Origin of the sequence: Pseudomonas sp. TH31, assembly GCF_016650815.1 — a bacterium.
Classification (GTDB): domain Bacteria; phylum Pseudomonadota; class Gammaproteobacteria; order Pseudomonadales; family Pseudomonadaceae; genus Aquipseudomonas.
Map to the genome: position 1 here is coordinate 322,561 of NZ_JAEKEZ010000029.1, position 15,403 is coordinate 337,963.

The 15,403-nt window shown below is 58.1% G+C and carries 16 protein-coding genes and 2 pseudogenes; 11 read left to right on the forward strand and 7 right to left on the reverse strand.

The window, feature by feature from the left end:
* Positions 1-207 precede the first annotated feature (207 nt).
* The 3 genes from JFV26_RS20860 to JFV26_RS20870 all read left to right on the forward strand — a co-directional run bounded on the left by JFV26_RS20860 (position 208) and on the right by JFV26_RS20870 (position 2,275).
* Positions 208-396, forward strand: coding sequence for a hypothetical protein (locus JFV26_RS20860; protein ID WP_017337097.1), 189 nt, complete (start codon positions 208-210; stop codon positions 394-396).
* A 209-nt stretch (positions 397-605) separates the two neighbouring features.
* The gene (locus JFV26_RS20865; protein ID WP_201195131.1) at positions 606-1,325 is read left to right on the forward strand and encodes a TorF family putative porin; all 720 of its coding nucleotides are present in this window, start codon (positions 606-608) and stop codon (positions 1,323-1,325) included.
* Between the two features lie 80 nt (positions 1,326-1,405).
* Positions 1,406-2,275, forward strand: coding sequence for a DUF6279 family lipoprotein (locus JFV26_RS20870; RefSeq protein WP_201195133.1), 870 nt, complete (start codon positions 1,406-1,408; stop codon positions 2,273-2,275).
* 102 nt (positions 2,276-2,377) lie between these two features.
* Here the strand turns inward: JFV26_RS20870 and JFV26_RS20875 are convergent, their stop codons facing one another.
* A complete protein-coding gene (locus tag JFV26_RS20875) occupies positions 2,378-2,767 on the reverse strand; it encodes a transcriptional regulator (RefSeq protein ID WP_201195135.1) in 390 nt (129 codons plus the stop codon).
* Positions 2,768-3,066: 299 nt separating this feature from the next.
* Here JFV26_RS20875 and JFV26_RS20880 point away from each other — a divergent pair, with 299 nt between their 5' ends.
* Positions 3,067-3,813 (forward strand): helix-turn-helix transcriptional regulator, encoded by a 747-nt coding sequence (locus JFV26_RS20880; protein ID WP_201195137.1) that lies wholly within the window; start codon positions 3,067-3,069, stop codon positions 3,811-3,813.
* A 466-nt stretch (positions 3,814-4,279) separates the two neighbouring features.
* Here JFV26_RS20880 and JFV26_RS20885 read toward each other — a convergent pair whose 3' ends face one another.
* Positions 4,280-5,188 (reverse strand): LysR family transcriptional regulator, encoded by a 909-nt coding sequence (locus tag JFV26_RS20885; RefSeq protein WP_201195139.1) that lies wholly within the window; start codon positions 5,186-5,188, stop codon positions 4,280-4,282.
* Between the two features lie 205 nt (positions 5,189-5,393).
* Here JFV26_RS20885 and JFV26_RS20890 point away from each other — a divergent pair, with 205 nt between their 5' ends.
* The 3 genes from JFV26_RS20890 (at position 5,394) to JFV26_RS20900 (ending at position 7,156) form a co-directional block, all read left to right on the forward strand.
* Entirely contained in the window at positions 5,394-5,669 is a 276-nt protein-coding gene (locus JFV26_RS20890; protein ID WP_201195141.1) for a hypothetical protein, read from the forward strand.
* 291 nt (positions 5,670-5,960) lie between these two features.
* Positions 5,961-6,545: a papain-like cysteine protease family protein gene (locus tag JFV26_RS20895; protein ID WP_201195143.1), complete on the forward strand. Its 585-nt coding sequence runs from the start codon at positions 5,961-5,963 to the stop codon at positions 6,543-6,545.
* A gap of 11 nt (positions 6,546-6,556) precedes the next feature.
* Complete coding sequence (locus JFV26_RS20900; protein ID WP_201195145.1) at positions 6,557-7,156, forward strand: hypothetical protein; 600 nt, start codon at positions 6,557-6,559, stop codon at positions 7,154-7,156.
* Between the two features lie 63 nt (positions 7,157-7,219).
* Here the strand turns inward: JFV26_RS20900 and JFV26_RS20905 are convergent.
* Positions 7,220-8,565: pseudogene (locus JFV26_RS20905) on the reverse strand (DEAD/DEAH box helicase).
* A 193-nt stretch (positions 8,566-8,758) separates the two neighbouring features.
* Here JFV26_RS20905 and JFV26_RS20910 point away from each other — a divergent pair.
* The gene (locus tag JFV26_RS20910) at positions 8,759-10,057 is read left to right on the forward strand and encodes a mechanosensitive ion channel family protein (protein ID WP_201195147.1); all 1,299 of its coding nucleotides are present in this window, start codon (positions 8,759-8,761) and stop codon (positions 10,055-10,057) included.
* A gap of 92 nt (positions 10,058-10,149) precedes the next feature.
* Here JFV26_RS20910 and JFV26_RS20915 read toward each other — a convergent pair whose 3' ends face one another.
* From JFV26_RS20915 to JFV26_RS20930, 4 genes are all read right to left on the reverse strand, one after another.
* Positions 10,150-10,824: a MepB family protein gene (locus JFV26_RS20915; protein WP_342215471.1), complete on the reverse strand. Its 675-nt coding sequence runs from the start codon at positions 10,822-10,824 to the stop codon at positions 10,150-10,152.
* On the reverse strand, positions 10,779-11,645 hold the full coding sequence (locus JFV26_RS20920) for a carboxylate/amino acid/amine transporter (protein WP_201195149.1): 867 nt from the start codon (positions 11,643-11,645) through the stop codon (positions 10,779-10,781). The genes JFV26_RS20915 and JFV26_RS20920 overlap by 46 nt, the downstream gene beginning before the upstream one ends.
* A 321-nt stretch (positions 11,646-11,966) precedes the next feature.
* Positions 11,967-12,566 carry an FMN-dependent NADH-azoreductase gene (locus JFV26_RS20925; protein ID WP_201195151.1) on the reverse strand — a complete coding sequence of 200 codons (600 nt, stop codon included), beginning with the start codon at positions 12,564-12,566 and terminating at the stop codon, positions 11,967-11,969.
* A 150-nt stretch (positions 12,567-12,716) separates the two neighbouring features.
* Positions 12,717-13,046 carry a 3-phosphoglycerate kinase gene (locus JFV26_RS20930; RefSeq protein ID WP_201195153.1) on the reverse strand — a complete coding sequence of 110 codons (330 nt, stop codon included), beginning with the start codon at positions 13,044-13,046 and terminating at the stop codon, positions 12,717-12,719.
* Positions 13,047-13,095: 49 nt separating this feature from the next.
* Between JFV26_RS20930 and JFV26_RS20935 the strand changes: the two genes are divergently transcribed.
* From JFV26_RS20935 to JFV26_RS20945, 3 genes and pseudogenes are all read left to right on the forward strand, one after another.
* Complete coding sequence (locus JFV26_RS20935) at positions 13,096-14,019, forward strand: LysR family transcriptional regulator (RefSeq protein WP_201195155.1); 924 nt, start codon at positions 13,096-13,098, stop codon at positions 14,017-14,019.
* 14 nt (positions 14,020-14,033) lie between these two features.
* Positions 14,034-14,836, forward strand: a pseudogene (locus tag JFV26_RS20940) (alpha/beta fold hydrolase).
* Positions 14,837-14,892: 56 nt separating this feature from the next.
* Entirely contained in the window at positions 14,893-15,396 is a 504-nt protein-coding gene (locus JFV26_RS20945) for a peptidylprolyl isomerase (protein WP_201195158.1), read from the forward strand.
* Positions 15,397-15,403 lie beyond the last annotated feature (7 nt).

The following is a 15,403-nucleotide window of genomic DNA, read 5'->3' on the forward strand; positions in this document are numbered from 1 at the left end:
CCTGGCGCCCATGGCCATCATCCGTCGAGCCGAACGCGCTATTTTCCGAGCCCTCTTCTTATTTAAAACAGCATCTTAGACGGGTATTTCGAACAATAACTTGTGACTAATCGATTGCTGGCCCCGGTTATTTCAGGGGGATATTTACCAAGCAATTGTCAAGTATTTCCTGTACGATGTCTGGCCAAGTTAATTTTCTACAGGTTAATGGCCGCCATGCGTGTAAAAGCATCCAACAGCAAAGCAAAGCCAGCTCCAGCCGTTGAAACCAGCGAATCGATCAACAACCAGATTGCTGCGTTCCTCAAGTCCGGCGGTGAAATCCAGCAAATTGCCAAAGGCGTCAGCGGCCAGACATTCGGCCCGTCCAAGCAAATCACGCTCGGCAAAAAGTAACACGGTGCTTTAACTGGTCCATAAGCGCTTTGAGCTTCGAAGCGCTTGGACTGGAACCCTCCCGCAACACCCCGAAAAACCCATCAATATTCCAAAATATCGACGAACGGCCCTCGATGCCGAGCATTCGCCGGTATGCTTGCACACGTCTAGATTAAGCGTTTCAGCAGACTTTGATGACTGCTCCCTCGCTGATCATGGAGTGACGCATGTTCAAACCCTCCTGTTTATTGCTCTGCAGCCTTCTGCTGTCGTGCTCGGTCGCCAATGCGCAAATCTTCCAGCGCGAACTGGGCGACTTCGACCTCAAACTCGGCACCACTTCCAGCCGCAGCATGGCTCAGGGGCTGGTCAAACCCGCCAGTTACGGCTCATTCCATGGCGGCCTCGACTTGAGCCATGACAGCGGTTTCTATGTCGGCCAATGGTCACCCAGCGCAGGGTTGAGCCCGGGCAGCAACCTTGAAGTCGATTCCTATATGGGCTTTAAACAGCCTTTCGATCACACCCTTGGCTACGAAGTCGGCATGATCCATTACAGCTATCCAAAACTGGACACGCTCGACAGCCAGGAGCTGTTCGGTGGCTTGACCTTCCTGGGCAGCCGTTTCGGCGCAGCCTTCAGCGACGACCCGGACAAACAGAACAGCACCGTGTTTGCCGACCTGGGTGGCAATCAGCCGTTCGGGATCGGGATCAGCCTGAAATACACCACCCACCAGCTCAACTCACCGGTCTCCGTCGACGGTGGTTCGGTCAGCAATTTCAACGATTGGTCGTTGCAACTGTCCCGCGCATTCATGGGGATCGACCTGAACCTGATCTATAGCGACTCCAACCTCAGCGGTAGCGAATGCTCCGCCTATTCCGGGCACAACACTCAATGCGACGGGCTGGTTACCCTCAAGGCCGAACGCGCCTTCTATTGATCGGCTTGAACTGCCGGGCTTATCTTGCGTTCACATAGAGAACGGCTTCAAAGAAGCCAGGCCTTCGCAAGGACTCGCCCATGTCGCGCTGGTTTAAACGCATCGCCGTCCTCATCACCATCACCCTCGCCCTTGGCGCGTGCAGCCGCGTGGGGCTGGCTTACCGCAATCTCGACGTGATCATTCCGTGGACGCTCAGCGACTACCTGGACATGAACGGCGAGCAAAAAGGCTGGTTCAACGAGCGCCTCAGGGAACACCTGAGTTGGCACTGCACCACGCAACTGCCGGGCTACCTGGATTGGCTGGACCGTTTGCAGGCCATGGTCGAGACCAATCAAGTCACCGACGAAGCGCTACAGGCCCGCACCCAGGAAGCCAAACAAGCCATCGCCCAGACCGCCCGGGAAATAACCCCATCCGCCATCGAGTTGCTGCAGGGGCTGGATGACCAGCAGGTGGCGCAGATGAACGATGCCTTCGCCAAGGACCAGCGCAAACGCCAGGAGGAATACCTCAAGCCGTCGCTCGACCAGCAAATCAAGGAACGTGGCGTGCGCATGGACAAACGCCTGAACGACTGGCTCGGCCCGCTCAGCCCCACTCAGCAGCAACGGGTTGTGGCCTGGTCGAACGCCTTGGGTGACCAGAATCAGCAATGGATCGCCAACCGCGCCCATTGGCAAAAGCAGTTCAGTGCAGCCGTTGCGCAGCGCCACAGTCCCGAATTCCCACAGCGGATCGAGACACTTCTGGTCAATCGTGAGAGTTTGTGGACAGCGGATTACCGCCAGGCTTACGCCAACACCGAGGCTCAGGCGCGGGGGTTGCTGGTGGATTTGATGACTGAAAGCACACCGGCCCAGCGTCAGCGGTTGCTGAAAAAGATTGATGGAGTGAGGAAGGACTTCACTGATTTGAAATGCTTGAAGGCGATGCAGCAGGGGTAAAAACAAGATCAAAAGATCGCAGCCTTCGGCAGCGCCTACAGTGTTTTTATGTACACCTGTAGGCGCTGCCGAAGGCTGCGATCTTTTGCTGTTTGCAGGAAATCAGGCAATCTGCGCCTTCGACGCCACCTCATCAAACGTCACCTCATCCAGCGCATCCTGCTGCTCATCCAACACCTGCCGCGGATGGTCATTACCCGGAATGCTGCTGTCGATCAGGCTCAACAAACTCGAGCCCCGCGGCGTCAAAATGTAGTTCGAACCGGTGCCGCCCTGCTCTTCCGGCCGAGGTTCGATATAACCGCGTTCCAGCAGTAACTTTTCGTACTCGCCGGCCACCGCTTTCAGGTGGTCCAGGTTTTCAGTCTGCTCGCCTTCCGATGCTTTTTCCGCCGCGTACTGCTCGGCGTAGGGCCGGGGGGTGAAGCTACCTGCACCGTTCTGCACTTCGTGCAGCAAGCGTTCAATCAAATCCCAGTTATAAGTGGTCATCCGATCAACCTCCATTGCCCGTGAAAAAGATGGCTTTCATAGCGTGTGACCGACGCCGATGGCAGCCGTTCATCTGACGTTCCCAGTGGGAGTAGGCAGAGCAGATCATGGCCTGGGGATGATGCTTATTTTTGGACGGCACCTTGAAACAACTCCAAACAAAATGTTTATAAATTAAACAAAATGTTTAATCGCGTTTATTTAAGCCATAAATAATCTCACGCTCGTACTCGGTTCGACCATTTTATTTAAACATAGCGTTTACTTAAAATATTCCACACCCCAGTAAACTTGGGGCCATGAATAAAAAAGCATGCGGTGCACGATTTAAAGCGCTTCTCGATACAGCCGAAGTAACGACGACAGAATTTGCCGCCGTCTTTGGCAAGGCAGCGCCATACGTCCATAACTGGTACAGCCGCGGCGTACCCGCCTATCGCATGGAAGAAGTTGCCAGGCTTCTGTCTGTCAACAGCGAATGGCTAAAAACCGGTGAAGGCCCGAAAGCGTCCAGGCACCTGCAGCGACTCGATGAGTCCGGCAACGTGCTCAATGCCAGGGACATCAACGGCGTCTACAAGGTTAATGAACCCACCGACGTCGAATTACCTTTCTACCAGGAAACCCCCACTGTAGCGGGCGCCAGTACAACCAAAGTCGTTGTGGACAGCTGCCATTCCCTGCGCCTGCCCCGCAGTTACCTGGACTCCCTGGAAATCAAATACACGGACGCCATCTGCGCGCACATGATCGGCAACAGCATGGCCGAGCGCATCGAAGACGGTTCTATCCTGGCCATTGACCGCGGGTTTACGCAGATTGTCGATGGGGCGATTTATGCCATCGAGCATGACGGCATGGTACGGATCAAATACCTGCACCGGGTGCCGGGCAATGCATTGCGCTTGCGCAGCCACAACAGGGCCGAATACCCGGACGAGATTTTCCGCGCCGAGCAAATCGATGCACAGCGCATTCACGTATTGGGATGGGTGTTTTGGTGGTCAACGCTGACCAAGCTGCGCCCGCAAGTGCCGTTTTTGTGATCGCAGCACTACGCTGCCAGGTGGCAAACCCGCGAAGCGTGATGCGATAACAAAATCGGCGACAGCCTCGCTACGCCCTCGTCCAGTTTTCCCATCTTCGAACCTGAAAGGCGCGACATCAAACAAGCGAAGGATATGTCTTGAAGAACCGGTAGAACCCCACAAGGCGCTAATTTAAGTGGAGCGGGAAAGAATCGATGGCGCGCGAATCAGGGAGCTACCGCTATCCCCCTGGAGAGACTCTGTTCACGGCCAAGCGTTCGCGAGATATTTTTCGCCAAGGAAGGTCTGGAGTGGGTGAGGCATCACGATCGGTATGAAGACAAATCGCCCTCTAGCTGCTGTCATGGGGGATAAGCTCGGGAGATCGAGCACTGGAATGTGATGCCCTGTGGGAGCGAGCCTGCTCGCGATGACTGGCCACCCTTTAAATTCGATGGCGACTGATACACCGCTATAGCAAGTATCAAGAATCCGGCCGCAAAGGCTTCTTCACAAAATCCAGAAACGCCCGCAGCGCCGGGGCCATTTGCCGCTGACTTGGGTAGTACAGGTAAAAACCCGGAAAGGCTGGCGTCCAGTCCTGAAGCAGATGGACCAACCGGCCAGCGCTGATGTGCTCTCGAACCTGATGCTCGAACAGGTACGCGATGCCCGCACCTTCAAGCGCGACGCGGGTGAGCATTTCCGGCTCGGTGACCACCAGCGGGCCGTTGACCGAGATCGCGAGCCGTTCGCCTGCACGCTCGAACTCCCAGCGATACAGGCTGCCGTCGGAGGGCCAGCGATAGGACAGGCACTGGTGCTCGCTCAAATCGTCAGGCGTATGCGGCGTGCCGAATTGCTCGATGTACGCCGGTGAGGCCACGACCATCATTTCGAGGTGTCCGCTCAGCTCCATGGCGATCATGTCCTGATCAAGACTTTCGCCAAGCCGGATGCCGACGTCAAAACCGCCGGCCACCATATCCACCAGGCGCTCGTCGGTAACGATGTCGAGGCTCACGCCAGGATAGGTATTCAAGAACGGGCCAATCAGTGGCGCCAGGTAATGAATCGCGGCAACCCGTGGCGCGTTGATGCGCAGGCGCCCGCTGGGCGGCGTGCCCGGTGCTTGCGTGACGCCGGCCAATGCCGCGTCCACCTCATTGAGCGCCGGCTGCAGCCGCAGCAGCAACCGCGCGCCGGCATCGCTGGGCGAAACACTGCGAGTGGTGCGGTTGAGCAGGCGCACGTCCAGACGCTCCTCCAGTTGACGGATTGTCTGGCTCAGTGCCGACGCCGACATGCCCAGATGAGCCGCCGCCCGCACGAAACTGCCGTGCTCGACCACCGCGACAAAGGCCCGAAGCTGGGCGTATTCACTGCCTCGCATTATGTATGGGTTCCTTAACAAGTCGTCCGGATACTAACGCATTATCAAAGCAATCCCCCGCCGCAATACTGGATCTGTGTTCAAAACAGCAGGGAGACGACGGATGGGGAGTTGATAATGCGGTGAACGTTGCTATCAGTGAACTTTTCCCATCCTTGGGCTCTCAACCGGATAACCCGCCTTAACCGGAACTGAGGCCCGTCCTATGAAAATCCTGATGAAACTCACCCTCGCCGCCACCCTCGTCTGCGCCCTGCCCGCTTGGGCTTGCACGCCCGAAGAAGCCACCGCCAAGCGCGAACAACTGGCCCAGGAAGTGGCCAAGCTCACTGAACAGAATCCGAAGAAGGCCAAGGAGATCAACGATGAGTTGCAGAAGATGGACTTGGGCACGGCCAGCGCGGATCTGCCGGACAAGTGCCAGTTGATCGATCAGCGTTTGAAGGAACTGGATGCGGCGGATAAGAAGGCTGAGGGTTAAAAACAAGATCAGAGATCGCAGCCTTCGGCAGCTCCTACGGATTTTGTGTTCGCCCGATAAATCTGGCCGTACCCGATCCCCGTAGGAGCTGCCGAAGGCTGCGATCTTTTGTTCTGGAATTTGCATTAGTGCATTTCATTATTTGCACAAATGCATATCCATACCTAAGGTTACCTCGAGCCCGGATCGGAGCGGCCATCAAACAGGGCAAAACGCACACGCCGATCGCTCAGCAACACCGCTACAAACCCACAAGCTGGACGCTTGTTTTCACTCATGGAGGATTGAAAAATGTTAACCATTGAAGCAACGCAACTCACCGGGGAGACACTGCCAAGGTGCCTGACCGGTCACCTGCTTAACCCGCAATTGTCCGACGTCGAATCGGCTGCACCGCTCAAGGCGTCGGCCGCTGCCAGCCTCAACTTCACGATGCAGAAACAAACCCAGACCAACTGGTGCTGGGCGGCCGTTTCCGCCTCGGTCGGCAACTATTACGGCACCGGGTCCTGGACCCAATGCGGCGTTGCCACCGCCGCGCTGGACCGCAACTGCTGCAATCAACCGGGGCCGTGCAACGTTTACGGCTATCTGGATTCAGCCCTGACGATCACGCGCAGTTTCAACGGCATGAATCAAGGTTCGCTGCAGCTGTCGGCCATCGAAAACCAGATCAACATGGGCCGACCGATCAGTTTGCGCTGTGCCTGGTACGGCGGCGGTGCGCACTTTCTGACGATCTATGGCACCAATGGCAACTACCTGCTGATCGCGGATTCCATCTACGGTTACTCGACCCGTGCACTGAACGCATTCCCCGGTTCGTACAACGGTGGCGGCAACTGGACCAACACTTACTTCACCCGTAAAAACTAGGAGGGCACATCATGCAACTGACTTATCCAAAAGCGCCTTCCAACGGCGTGCAGACACTGCGTCCGGCGCTTCAAGCCGCCCTGCAAACCCAAGGCTTCGGCATCAATCGCCAGTTCGCCAGCGCGACGACCAGCAAAATCAGCCTCAGCGAAGCCTACCGCGGCTACTCGCTCAGCCTGGAGGACCTGACCCAGGGTAAAGGCCTGAAAGACGCCAAGGTTGGCGATTGGCATTACCTGGTGTTTTCCGGTGGCGTGACGATTGCCGATGCACAACTGGCGGAAGTCCGCGGCCACGTCGAGTTTTCCTCGCTGAACCACGGGGCCATGGCGGCCGCCACGGTCGCTGCGTTGAAACTGGCAGAGCAATCGCCGCAACTGCAGGGTAAAACTGTTGAACTGCGGGTGCTGTTTGTTTCGGCCGTTCACCTGGTCGCGATCTGGCTGCATGCAGACAGTGAAGACGTGCTGATCCCGATTGAGCCGACGCCCAAGGAGCTGGCGGTCACTCAGCTGTACAGCGAAGCCAGCCTGCTCGCCCGGCTCAAGCCAGCGGCTGATCAGGCCAGGCAACGCTTCGATGCAGATACCAGTGGGCTGTTGGGGAGCTGACAAACGCTGACCAATAAAAAACCCGGACATTGTCCGGGTTTTTTATTGGAGCGCTACGCTGCGTTATTCAGCAGCAGGCGCTTCCGGCTTGCGGCGCTTGAGCGGCGCCATGCCGTCCTTGCTGACCAGCGACAGCGCGTCGGTCTTCGGGCGGTTGGCGATCTTGCGCTTGGTCGGTGCCTTGGCACCGGTTTTCTTCTTGTCGCCTTTGGCGTCGACTTTTTCTTCTTCACGCCAACGGCTTTGCCCGAGGCCTTGACCTTTTTCGGTCCGCCGTAGGTGCCTTTGACTTCCTTGATGGTGCGGCGCTCGAAGCTTTGCTTGAGGTAGCGCTCGACGCTCGACATCAGGTTCCAGTCGCCGTGGCAGATCAGCGAGATGGCCAGGCCATCGTTGCCGGCACGCCCGGTACGACCGATGCGGTGAACGTATTCGTCGCCGCTGCGCGGCATGTCGAAGTTGATCACCAGGTCCAGGCCGTCCACGTCGAGGCCGCGAGCGGCAACGTCGGTGGCCACCAGGATTTTCACGCCGCCCTGTTTCAGGCGGTCGATCGCCAGTTTGCGGTCCTTCTGGTCCTTTTCACCGTGCAGCACGAACGCTTTGTAATCCTGCGCCACCAGGCGGCCGTAGATGCGGTCGGCCATGGCCCAGGTGTTGGTGAACACGATGGCCTTCTGATAGGTCTCGTTGGCCAACAGCCAGTTCACGATCTGTTCTTTGTGCTGGTTGTGGTCAGCGGTGATGATCTGCTGACGGGTGGTCGCGTTCAGGTCGCTGACGTTGTTGAGCTGCAAGTGCTCAGGGTTGTTCAGGATTTTGGCGACCATCTCGCGCAAGCCCGAACCGCCGGTGGTGGCGGAGAACAGCATGGTCTGCTGACGGTTGGTGCACTCTTCCACCAGACGTTGCACGTCTTCGGCAAAGCCCATGTCGAGCATGCGGTCGGCTTCGTCGAGCACCAGCACTTCGACTTCTTTCAAGTCGAGGTTGCCGGCGTTCAGTTGCTCGATCATCCGGCCCGGCGTACCGATCAGGATGTCCGGCACCTTGCGCAGCATGGCGGCCTGGACCTTGAAGTCTTCACCGCCGGTGATCAGGCCGGACTTGATGAACGTGTACTGGGCGAAGCGCTCGACTTCCTTGATGGTCTGCTGGGCCAACTCGCGGGTTGGCAGCAGGATCAGGGTCTTGATGCTGACGCGGACTTTCGCCGGGCCGATCAGACGGTTGAGGATCGGCAAAACGAAAGCAGCGGTCTTGCCGCTACCGGTTTGCGCTGTCACCCGCAGGTCACGCCCTTGGAGCGCCAGCGGAATAGCCGCTGCTTGCACTGGCGTTGGCTCGACAAATTTAAGCTCGGCCACGGCTTTGAGCAGGCGTTCGTGCAGGGCGAATTGGGAAAACACGGGTGCTACCTCGAAGAAATACAAAAAAACAGCTGCATAGGGTAACGGTTTCGAGCGCCGAGGCCGAGTTTCTTTATGCAATCGACAGTAAACAGTGGCTTTTTTGTTGCCTGGTTTGTCCACTAACGTCATCCGCAACGTCTTAAATGCTCTAATCGCCCCGTCGCAACCTACAGAAGAATCGTTTTTGCCCATGGATATGAAACAGCTCTGGCTCAACGCCCAAGACCTTTGGGGCGCCCTCGACCAGCACCCGCTCCTGCATTCCAGCCTGGCGCTGATCCTGCTTTTGGTGGGGGCACTGGTCCTCGGACGAGTGGCGCGCTACCTCATTCTCCACGCCACCAAAATGCTCGGCCGCCAGCCGGCGCTGCACTGGATCAACGACCTGCGGCACAACAAGGTCTTTCATCGGCTGGCGCAAATGACGCCGTCGCTGGTGATCCAGTTCGGCCTGTACCTGGTGCCGGAGCTGAGCAAACCCAGCCTGATCTTTCTCGGCAATGTGGCGCTGGCGTTCACCATCCTGTTCCTGCTTTTAGCGGTCTGCGCCCTGCTCAATGCCCTGCTGGACATCTACGCCCGCACCGAACACGCCCGTACCCGCTCGATCAAAGGCTACGTGCAACTGACGAAAATGGTCTTGTACGTGCTGGGCGCCATCATCATCGTCGCCACGTTGATCGACCGTTCGCCGCTGTTGCTGCTCTCGGGTCTCGGTGCGATGTCGGCGGTGATCCTGTTGGTCTACAAGGACACGATGTTGTCGTTTGTCGCCAGCGTGCAACTGACCAGCAACGACATGCTGCGAGTCGGTGACTGGATCGAAATGCCGCAAGTCGGCGCCGACGGTGACGTGGTGGACATCACGCTGCACACGGTCAAAGTGCAGAATTTCGACAAGACGATTGTGTCGATCCCGACCTGGCGCCTGATGTCCGAGTCGTTCAAGAACTGGCGCGGCATGCAGCAGTCCGGCGGACGACGGATCAAGCGCAGCCTGTTCATCGACGCCAGCGGCGTGCGGTTTGTGCGCGATGACGAAGAGTCGAAACTGGTCCAGGTGCACCTGCTGACCGACTACATCAGCCGCAAACAGGCTGAACTCAAGGCCTGGAACGAAGCCCAGGGCAATGTCGCGGCCATGTCGGCCAACCGCCGGCGGATGACCAACATCGGGACCTTCCGCGCCTATGCACTGGCGTATTTGAAAAGCCACCCGCAAATCCAGCCGAACATGACCTGCATGGTCCGCCAGATGCAGACCACCGCCCAAGGCATCCCGCTGGAAATCTACTGTTTCACCCGCACCACCGCATGGGCCGATTACGAGCGGATCCAGGGGGATATTTTCGATTACCTGCTGGCGGTGCTGCCGGAGTTTGGGTTGAGTTTGTATCAGCAGCCGAGTGGTGGGGATCTAAGGTCCGGATTGCTGCCGGCGGTTCTCGGGGCGAGCCATATTCCCGAGCCGGAAAAACACATCATGTAGCACCAAAATCCCCTGTAGGCGCTGCCGAAGGCTGCGATCTTTTGATCTTGCTTTTAAGAACAACATCAAAAGATCGCAGCCTTCGGCAGCGCCTACAGGGGTTTTGTGTTCAGCCCAAAGAGTCGGCGCACTTCAACGGCGTCGGCACTACCGCTTTGGTCAAGCGCAAGGAAATACTTGAGCTGCCATTGCTGCGTCCTGATCGCCTGTTTGGCGACGGGTTTGACCCAGGGCGGATAAACGCGAATCGCGCGCTTACCACCTTCACCGTCAATCGACATGACCCCTTTTGCCGCCAATACCTTGCGGTCAAACACAAACTGTCCTCGGTGCGTTGCATCAGCAACGCTCACCACCACAAAGGCCACGCCATCAGCGGTGTCGAGCGGTGCAATCTCGCTGGCCGGCGTCGGCCGCTTCCAGAGCGTGACGAACTGGCCAATCTTGGTCGGCGTAGTTTTCGCCACGCGAAAGACAATCACCTGGCCATCGAGTCCAAAACGACAGGCGCAGTACTCGCCACTCTCCCGTTCACGCCGGACTTCATCTGTTAACGCCATGCCGGCAGGCTTGTAGACCTGCTCGATGGCTGCGAACAGATCCTGTGGAAGGTCAACTTTCACGGTGAATAACTCCTTGACCACACATTCTTTTGCAGGCGCTGCCGCAGGCTGCGATCTTTTGATCTTTAAAATCAAAAGATCGCAGCCTGCGGCAGCTCCTACGCGAGTTTCGCGTTTTGCCTGACGCCCAACCGACTGATCCACACCGCCATCAAAATCACCGACCCGCCGAGGAACAACCGCCCCAGTTCCTCATGCTGGTTCCAGATCAGCAAATTAATCAGCAACCCCACCGGCACGTGCAGGTTGTTCATCACCGCCAGCGTCCCGCCATTGACCAGGCACGCGCCTTTGTTCCACCAGTACAACCCAAGCGCCGTCGACACCAGTCCGAGGAACACCAGCACGCCCCATTGCAGTGGCGCTTCAGGCAGGAAGTTCTGTTTGCCGAACAGCAGGAACGCCGGCAACGCCACCGCCAATGCGCCGAGGTAGAAGTAGCCAAACCGCCGGTAATGCGGCAGATCACTCGGGTGACGGGCCACCAGATGCTTATAAAGCACCTGCCCGGCGGCGTAGGTGAAGTTGGCCAGTTGCAGCAGCAGGAAGCCCATGAAGAAGTCCGGGTTGATCCGGTCGTAGCGAATCACCGCTGCGCCCAGCACCGCCACCAGCGCCGCGACCAATGCCCACGGATTGAAGCGGCGGTTCAGCGCATCCTCGATCAACGTCACGTGCAGCGGCGTGAGGATGGTGAACAGCAACACTTCCGGCACCGTCAGCACCCGAAAGCTCAGGTACAGGCAGACGTAGGTCACGCCGAACTGCAATGCGCCGATCAGCAACATGCCGCGCATAAAGGCCGGTTCGACCGACCGCCAGCGCGTCAGGGGAATGAACACCAGCCCCGCGAGCAGCACACGTACCAGCACCGCGAAATAGCTGTCGACATGACCGGCCAGGTATTCGCCGATCAAACTGAAGGAAAACGCCTGGATCAGCGTGACAAAAAGTAGATAGCCCATGCTCGCCTCGTTTCGAATGGCGGCGACGATAGCGGGTTTTGCGCTTCTCTGCGAATCACACAAATCCCCTGTAGGAGCTGTCGAGTGAAACGAGGCTGCGATCTTTTAAAAGATCAAAAGATCGCAGCCTTCGGCAGCTCCTACAGGGGAACGGGTGAACCAGAGAAATCCCGGGCAAAAAAAGCCCGATCTCGCTAAAGCGTTCAATCGGGCTACACACTCAGGAGCAACAAGTGCAAAGGGAGGTTCGATGCGCGTAAAGCCTTGAAGGGGTTGCGCCAGGTCACTTGAACATCCAGGGATTATCTGGCGATTAAAGCCTCAAGCCACTTGGGAAAGCTTGGCGTTGGCCTGGTTCAGGCCCTTCTCCTGGAAGTCGCCGCCCAGGTTCATGCCTTCGGCGTGAATGAAGGTCACGTCGTGGATACCGACGAAGCCCATCACCTGGCGCAGGTACGGTTCCTGGTGATCCGCCGGGCCGCCGGCGTAGATCCCGCCGCGAGCGGTCAGCACGTAGGCACGTTTGCCGGTGAGCAGGCCTTGCGGGCCGGTGTCGGTGTACTTGAAGGTCACGCCGGCACGCAGCACGTGGTCGAGCCAGGCTTTAAGGGTGCTAGGGATCGCAAAGTTGTACATCGGCGCAGCCATGACCAGCACGTCAGCGGCCAGCAATTCGTCGGTCAGCTGGTTGGAGCGATCCAGGGACGCCTGTTCGATGTCGTTGCGTTGTTCGGCAGGTTTCATCCAGCCGCCCAGCAAGTTGATGTCGAGGTGCGGCACCGGGTTGACGGCCAGGTCACGAACGGTGATCTGGTCGGCCGGGTGTGCGGCTTTCCATTGGCTGATGAAGGTCCGGGTCAGTTGACGGGAAACCGAGTCTTGCTGACGGGCGCTGCTTTCGATGATCAGAACGCGGGACATGGGATGTAGCCTCCATCTGAGAATGCTGTAAGTCGATGGAGTGGAGATTAAACAGAGTTATATCGATGAAAAAGCGCAAATAACTGCTATAAAGCATCGATAAATTCGTTTATAAGCGGAGCATGCCCAGCGGGCTTGCTCCGCCGGACGTCATTTTGGGGTACAGGTCAGGGTGATGCGCATCTTGATAATGGACCGGGTGAACTTGGCGGTAGCGTTGGTGTGCTTGCCGGCAGGCACTTCGATATTGCGAGTGCGCGGTGATTCCGGGCCATTGTTGAACACCACCTTACAGAGCGCGTCGGTGGTGCCGAAGTTGTTGACCTGAATGGAGGCGATGTCGCTATCGGTGTCATACGAGTTGTAGTCGATGCTCAAGCCATTGAGTGTTTTCTGAACATCGATCGGATAGGCAAACGCCGTCAGCGGCAACATCGCCAGCAGCGCACAACCCGACATCACACAACAGAATTTTTTCATTCGGCAGTCTCCAATAAGGACTGCCAGCTTAGGACAAGAGGAGCTCATCATGAAAGCGCCCCGCGTGACCCTTGATCAATGGCGAACATTGCAGGCCGTGGTCGACCACGGCGGTTTCGCCCAGGCCGCCGAAGCGCTGCACCGCTCGCAATCCTCGGTGAGCTACACCGTGGCGCGCATGCAGGACCAGCTCGGCGTGCCGCTGTTGCGCATCGACGGCCGCAAAGCGGTGCTTACCGAAGCAGGTGGTGTGTTGCTGCGTCGCTCCCGGCAGCTGGTGAAACAGGCCAGCCAACTGGAAGACCTGGCCCACCATATGGAACAAGGCTGGGAAGCGGAAGTGCGGCTGGTGGTCGACGCCGCTTACCCGAGCGCCCGCCTCGTCCGCGCCTTGACCGCGTTCATGCCGCAAAGCCGTGGCTGCCGGGTGCGCTTGCGTGAAGAAGTGTTGTCGGGGGTGGAAGAGGTCCTGCTCGAAGGCGTGGCCGACCTGGCCATCACCGGGCTGAGTATTCCCGGCTACCTCGGCGCGGAGTTGAGTGACGTGGAGTTTGTCGCCGTCGCCCACCCCGAACACCCGCTGCATCGCCTGAACCGCGAAATCAACTTCCAGGACCTGGAAACCCAGATGCAAGTGGTCATCCGCGACTCCGGCCGCCAGCAGCCACGGGACGTCGGCTGGCTCGGCGCCGAACAGCGCTGGACCGTCGGCAGCCTGGCCACCGCCGCCACGTTTGTCGGCAGCGGGCTGGGTTTTGCCTGGTTGCCTCGGCACATGATCGAACGGGAATTGAAGGAAGGCACGCTCAAGCTGCTACCGTTGGACCAGGGCGGCAGCCGCAACCCGAGTTTTTACCTGTACTCGAACAAGGACAAACCCTTGGGCCCGGCGACGCAGATACTCATCGAACTGCTGCGCACCTTCGACACCGCGCCGCTGGATGCACCGTTCGCGGCCCCAGAACAAGCCTGACATGGAGTGTACCGATGGCCTATTTCGAACATGAAGGTTGCAACCTGCACTATGAGGAATACGGCCACGGCACTGCGCTGCTGTTGGTCCACGGGCTGGGCTCCAGCACCCTGGACTGGGAAATGCAGATCCCGGCGTTGTCCGCCCACTACCGGGTGATCGTCCCGGACGTGCGCGGCCACGGCCGCTCGGACAAACCTCGCGAGCGCTACAGCATCGCCGGGTTCAGCGCCGACCTGATTGCACTGATGGAACACCTGAACCTCGGCCCGACCCATTACGTGGGCCTGTCCATGGGCGGCATGATCGGTTTTCAACTGGCCACCGATCAGCCGCAATTGCTCAAGAGCCTGTGCATCGTCAACAGCGCACCCGAGGTCAAACTGCGCAGCCGCGACGATTACTGGCAGTGGTTCAAGCGCTGGAGCCTGATGCGTGCACTCAGCCTCGGCACCATCGGCAAGGCCTTGGGTGGCAAGCTGTTCCCCAAACCGGAGCAGGCCGACTTGCGACAAAAAATGGCCGAGCGCTGGGCAAAAAACGACAAACATGCTTATCTCGCCAGCTTCGACGCGATCGTTGGCTGGGGGTTCAGGAACGACTTTCCAATGTGACCTGTCCAACCCTGATCGTCAGCGCCGACCGCGACTACACGCCGGTAGCGCTGAAAGAAACCTATGTAAAACTGCTGCCCGATGCGCGGCTGGTGGTGATCGCCGATTCGCGCCACGCCACCCCGCTGGATCAACCCGAACGCTTTAACCAAACCCTGCTCGAGTTTCTCACCGCAGTCGACACCACTACTCAGGATCACTGACCCATGTTGAAAAAATCGCCCTCGTCGCCGGCTCCGTACTGTTTGCCGCCAACCTGATGGCTGCAACGCCTGCCAAGGCGCCGCACGTTGAGTTGGTCACCACCAACGGCACCATCGAAATCGAACTGGACCCGGTCAAGGCGCCGATCAGTACCAAGAATTTTCTGGATTACGTCAACAGCGGCTTCTACAACAACACGATTTTCCACCGTGTGATCCCGGGCTTCATGATCCAGGGCGGCGGTTTCACTCAACAAATGCAGCAAAAAGAAACCAAGGCGCCGATCAAGAACGAGTCCAAGAACGGTTTGCATAACGTCCGTGGCACGCTGTCCATGGCCCGCACTTCCGATCCGGATTCGGCCACCAGCCAGTTCTTCGTCAACGTCAAGGACAACGACTTCCTCGACAGCGGCGACGGCTATGCCGTATTCGGCAAAGTGGTCAAAGGCATGGATGTGGTGGACGTCATCGTCAACGCCCAGACCACCACCAAAAGCGGCATGAAAGATGTGCCGGCCGATCCAGTGTTCATCAAATCGGCCAAAGTCATCAACTAAGCATCCT